The following is a 4,699-nucleotide window of genomic DNA, read 5'->3' on the forward strand; positions in this document are numbered from 1 at the left end:
TTGATGGAACTCCTGATGTCGTCGAGGACCGCTCGTGCGGCCACCGGACCGGAGCCCTCCCACACGGCCCGGTCCACCACGAACATGCGGCGGGCCCCCACCGCGTCGAGGTCCGTCCACCGCTGGGTGGCGAACGCCTCCCGCGCGGACTGCTCGGAGCGGTCACTGCCACCCACCACGGCGAAGATCACGTCCCCGCCCAGTTCGTCACCCACCGGAGGCGACTCCGGGGCGGGCCCGATCCGTTGTCCGTCCCGGGTGCGCTGGGCGGGGGGCCGGCCGGCACCGACGGCCTCGAGCATGAGGCTGCCGAGGGTGTCCGGCCGTTGGACCTCGATCTCGCCCGCGTCGGAGACGGAGACGAGCGAGACCCAGGTGTCTCTCGGGGTGGTCGCGTCCGCGGTGAACCGCGCCCGGTCGATCACATCCAACAGGAGGTCTCCGCCGGCCGTGGGGCGACCGTAGGCGTCGGCGATCGCCTCGGTGCTCTCGGCCCAGTTCAGGCTCCGCGCGTCGTAGACGACGGTCGGCGCGACAGCCGACAACGCCCGTGCCAGATCGGGGTCGGGATCGGGGGAGTCGGCCAGCACGATGAGATCGGGGTTCAGGTCCCGGGCGGCGTTCGCGGCGGCATCCGCGTCGAATTCGGCGCCCTCGGCCCGCCAGTCGCCGGCGATACCGAGGTCGGGCAGTCCCACCAGGTTCGCGGGGAGGTAGACGTCGGCATCGTGGGGCAGTCCGGAGGTCCCCACGACGAGGTCCTGCAGGCCCAGAGCGCACGCCACGTCCACGGCCCCGCTGCCGAGGGCCAGGATCCGTTCCGGAGAGCGGGGGACCTCCACCGTCGCCTCGGCAGGATCCGTGGACGCGACCTCTCGGACCCCGTTTCCGGGGAACTCGGCCGGCACCGGTGCGGGCGCGCACGATTCCTCCGGCTCGGCCGAGCGTTGGAGCTCCGCACCGGCCATCCGGGAGGGGGTCGTGGTGACGGGGTGCTCGACCATGTCGACGGGGGAGGGCCCGCACCCGGAGAGCGCCAGACCGGCGACGAGGGCCCCCGCGATGCCGACCGAGACCCTCGCGGGGGTGGAAGGGTACCCCCGTCCGCGATGGCGGAGACGGCCCGGCGCGTGATCGGTCATGCAGCAGAGCCTAGGAGATGGGTGCTCAGCGTGGTCAAAGAGGAGGTCGCGGCGGGTCGGAGGGCGATCCCGGGCGTGTCGTCACGAAAGCGGATCACCGCAGATGACCCACCCCGACGAGTTCGGCGGGGTGAGTGGTGGGCGCTCTCAGCGGAGGGTTAGGATTGCCCTCACGCACTATTCCTTTGCGTTCGACGTGGGGTCGGTGGTTCGACCCGCGGCGTCGGGTGAGGCGTTCAGGAGGACCCTTATGACCGCAGTGGCCCCCAAGCCGGTCGACGATCTCGACCATCCGCCGGGCGAACCCACGGGCTCCGCCCGGCCGGGCTCGTTCGTGTGGAAGATGATGACAACGACCGATCACAAGCTGCTCGGCCTGATGTACATCGTCACCTGTTTCGTCTTCTTCTTCATCGGCGGGCTCATGGCCCTGCTCATCCGGGCGGAGCTCTTCGTCCCGGGCATGCAGTTCCTGTCCAACGAGCAGTTCAACCAGCTGTTCACCATGCACGGCACGGTCATGCTGCTGCTGTACGGAACCCCGATCGTGGTCGGGTTCGCGAACTACATCATGCCGCTGCAGATCGGCGCCCCCGACGTCGCCTTCCCGCGACTGAACGCCCTGGGCTACTGGCTGTTCACGGCGGGCGGCATCATCATGCTCTCCGGGTTCATCACCCCGGGCGGTGCGGCCGCGTTCGGCTGGACCATGTACATGCCGCTCGCCGACAAGATCCACTCGCCGGCCGTCGGCGCGGACCTGTGGATCCTCGGCGTGGGCATCGGCGGTATCGGCACCATCCTCGGCGCCGTCAACTTCGTCACCACGATCATCTGCCTCCGCGCGCCGGGCATGACCATGTTCCGTATGCCGATCTTCACCTGGAACATCCTGGTGGCGTCGGTGCTGATCCTCCTGATCTTCCCGCTCCTCACCGCCGCCGCCCTCGGCGTCTTCTACGACCGTCAGTTCGGTGGTCGCATCTACGATCCGGGCAACGGTGGTGCCATCCTGTGGCAGCACCTGTTCTGGTTCTTCGGCCACCCCGAGGTGTACGTTCTCGCCCTCCCGTTCTTCGGCATCGTCTCCGAGGTCTTCCCGGTCTTCTCCCGCAAGCCGCTCTTCGGCTACGCCGGTCTGATCTTCGCGACCCTCGCGATCGCCGCGCTGTCCATGGCGGTGTGGGCGCACCACATGTTCGTCACCGGCGCCGTCCTCCTGCCGTTCTTCTCCTTCATGACGTTCCTCATCGCCGTTCCCACGGGTGTGAAGTTCTTCAACTGGATCGGCACGATGTGGCGCGGGAAGATGACCTTCGAGACGCCGATGGTCTTCGCGCTCGGCTTCATCGTGACCTTCCTCTTCGGTGGTCTGACCGGCATCATGATGGCCGCGGCGCCGATCGACTTCCACATCTCGGACACGTACTTCATCGTCGCGCACTTCCACTACACGCTCTTCGGCACCATCGTGTTCGCGACGTTCGCCGGCGTGTACTTCTGGTTCCCCAAGATGACGGGCCGGATGCTCGACGAGAAGCTGGGCAAGCTGCACTTCTGGCTGATGTTCATCGGCTTCCACACCACGTTCCTCGTGCAGCACTGGCTCGGCAACCAGGGCATGGCCCGTCGCTACGCCGACTACCTGGCGACGGACAACTTCACCGTCCTCAACCAGATCTCGACCATCGGGTCGTTCATCCTCGGCATCGCGATGCTTCCGTTCATCTGGAACGTCATCAAGAGCTGGCGCTACGGCGAGATCGTCACCGTCGACGACCCGTGGGGTGCGGGCAACTCGCTCGAGTGGGCGACCTCGTGCCCGCCGCCGCGTCACAACTTCGTGACCCTGCCCCGGATCCGCTCCGAGCGCCCGGCGTTCGAGCTCCACTACCCGCACATGAGTGAGCGCATGCGCGCAGAGGCCCACGTCGGTGGCCGGGCCGCGGCCCAGGACCCGGCCGCCGTCAAGGACGTCGCCGAGCGCGGCACGTCACCGCAGAAGGGCTGACCCGGCCGCCCGTACTCACCCACGGGCTCCGGTCCCCGCAGAACCCCGTCGGTAGGCTCGCCCTCCGGCGGGGTTCGGCGCGTGTCGCCCCGGACCCTTCACCACCGGCCTCGGTCTGAACCCGCCTCCCGGACACCAGGACCACCCGCCAGATCAAGCACTCGTCAGGAGCACACGTGAGCACCCCCGGCACCCCGGCACTCCTCACCGTCACCGGCCCCGACCGGCCGGGTGTCACCGCGAGGGTCATGTCGGTCCTCGCCTCCCACCACGCCGACCTGGTGGACGTGGAACAGGTCGTCGTCAACGGGCACCTCTCCCTCGGCCTCATGGTCCGGGTGGAGTCGGATGCCGATGTCGTGACCGTGGTCCGCGAGCTCACCGAGCAGATCCACGAACTGGGGATGCAACTCGAGGTCCAGTTCGACGACATCGCGCCTCCCACCCCGCCCTCCACCCACGCGGTGGTGATCCTCGGCAGCCCGGTCACCGCGTCGGCGTTCTCCGCGGTATCGGGGTCACTCGCGTCGATCGGCGCGAACATCGACACGATCCGGGGGATCGCCGACTACCCCGTCACGGGTCTGGAACTGCACGTCTCGACGGCCGGTCGCGACGCCGCGGACGACGCGCGACTGCGCGAAGCGATGGCACCCCTGTCGGACGCGCACGGAGTCGACATCTCGGTGGACGGCGCCGGCCTGGGACGCCGCTCCAAGCGCCTGGTGGTGTTCGACGTGGACTCCACGCTGGTCCAGGGCGAGGTCATCGAGATGCTGGCCGCACACGCGGGCAGGGAGGCCGAGGTCCGTGCGGTCACCGAGCGCGCGATGCGGGGTGAGTTGGACTTCGCCCAGTCGCTCCACGAACGGGTGGCCACGCTCAAGGGGTTGCCGGCCGACGTCCTCGACGAGGTCGCGGCGAATATCGTGCTGACCCCGGGCGCGCGCACGACCATCCGCACCCTCAAGCGACTGGGCATCCGCTGCGGTGTGGTGTCGGGCGGGTTCATCCAGGTGATCGCGGGTCTCGCCGAGGAGCTGGGGCTCGACTTCGCTCGGGCCAACACGCTCGAGATCGAGGACGGGGTGCTCACCGGCCGGGTCGTCGGCGAGGTGGTGGACCGGGAGGCCAAGGCCGAGTACCTGCGCCAGTTCGCCGAGGAGCTCGGCATCTCGCTGAGCCAGACCGTCGCCGTGGGGGACGGGGCGAACGACATCGACATGCTCTCCGCCGCGGGGCTGGGGATCGCGTTCTGCGCCAAGCCCGCTCTGCGTGAAGTGGCCGACGCGTCTCTGTCCAAGCCGTTCCTCGACACGGTCCTGTTCGTCCTCGGCATCACGCGCGATGAGATCGAGGCGGCCGACACCGCCGCCGGAACCTATCGCCGCGTTCCGCTCGAGTGACCGACGGAGCACAGGCTGACGGACCGCGTCCCGAGGAGCCCCTGACCGACGGTCCGCATCCCGACGCGCCACCGGCGGGAGCGCCCGCGACCGGAGCCGCGCTCGACTGGTGCCACTCGCGGCTCCGCGCGGGGTCGGCG

The 4,699-nt window shown here is 69.1% G+C and carries 3 protein-coding genes; 2 read left to right on the plus strand and 1 reads right to left on the minus strand.

The window, feature by feature from the left end; translation table 11 throughout:
• Positions 1 to 1,142: ABC transporter substrate-binding protein (locus G6026_RS16590; protein WP_241728149.1), on the minus strand; the 1,142-nt coding region annotated here is incomplete at its 3' end.
• Positions 1,143 to 1,392: 250 nt separating this feature from the next.
• Here G6026_RS16590 and ctaD point away from each other — a divergent pair.
• Together ctaD and serB are read left to right on the plus strand one after the other, a co-directional pair.
• The gene (ctaD, locus tag G6026_RS16595) at positions 1,393 to 3,153 is read left to right on the plus strand and encodes a cytochrome c oxidase subunit I (protein ID WP_182613812.1); all 1,761 of its coding nucleotides are present in this window, start codon (positions 1,393 to 1,395) and stop codon (positions 3,151 to 3,153) included.
• Between the two features lie 176 nt (positions 3,154 to 3,329).
• Positions 3,330 to 4,559, plus strand: a complete 1,230-nt coding sequence (serB, locus tag G6026_RS16600; protein WP_107755997.1) for a phosphoserine phosphatase SerB — start codon at positions 3,330 to 3,332, stop codon at positions 4,557 to 4,559.
• The last annotated feature ends 140 nt before the right edge of the window (positions 4,560 to 4,699 follow it).

Source organism: Dietzia sp. DQ11-38-2 (genome assembly GCF_014145055.1).
Lineage (GTDB): Bacteria > Actinomycetota > Actinomycetes > Mycobacteriales > Mycobacteriaceae > Dietzia.

Coding starts and splice junctions, on each gene's coding strand:
- ctaD (WP_182613812.1), top strand. CDS start 1,393: ATGACCGCAGTGGCCCCCAAGCCGGTCGACGATCTCGACCATCCGCCG.